The sequence below is a fragment of the Streptococcus sp. GMD4S genome (assembly GCF_000296955.1).
The window spans coordinates 1-747 of the sequence record NZ_AJRE01000546.1 but is presented as its reverse complement, the minus strand read 5'-3'; the positions used below and the strand labels follow the sequence as shown (position 1 = coordinate 747).

The 747-nt window shown below is 44.7% G+C and carries 1 protein-coding gene; it reads left to right on the top strand.

Going from position 1 to position 747, the window contains the following annotated elements; genetic code table 11:
* Positions 1 to 747 (top strand): LysR family transcriptional regulator (locus tag GMD4S_RS12460; RefSeq protein ID WP_000641978.1); only part of this gene is annotated, 747 nt, incomplete at both ends.

Below are 747 nucleotides of genomic sequence, written 5' to 3'. Positions count from 1 at the left end.
ACTTGGAAAATGAAATGGGCATTGAAATCTTTATCCGCAATCCCAAGGGCATTACCTTAACCCGTGATGGGATGGAGTTTCTCTCCTATGCCCGTCAGGTCGTTGAGCAAACCCAGCTTCTGGAGGAACGCTATAAAAATCCTGTCGCCCACCGCGAACTCTTTAGCGTTTCGTCTCAACACTATGCCTTTGTGGTCAATGCCTTTGTATCCCTACTCAAGAAAAGTGATATGGAAAAATACGAGCTCTTCCTTCGTGAAACTCGGACTTGGGAGATTATCGACGATGTCAAGAACTTCCGTAGTGAGGTCGGTGTCCTCTTTTTGAATAGTTATAACCGTGATGTTTTAACGAAAATGCTGGATGACAACCACCTCTTGGCCCACCATCTTTTTACAGCCCAGCCCCATATCTTCGTCAGCAAGACCAATCCTCTGGCAAAGAAAGATAAGGTTAAACTAGAAGACTTGGAGAACTTCCCTTACCTCAGCTATGACCAAGGGACTCACAACTCCTTCTACTTCTCTGAAGAGATTCTCTCTCAGGAATACCACAAAAAATCTATCGTAGTCAGCGACCGTGCCACCCTCTTTAATCTCTTGATTGGTTTGGATGGTTACACGATTGCAACAGGGATTTTGAACAGCAACCTTAACGGAGACAATATCGTTTCCATTCCACTGGACATTGACGACCCGATTGAACTAGTCTATATCCAGCATGAAAAAACCAGCCTGTCTAAGATGG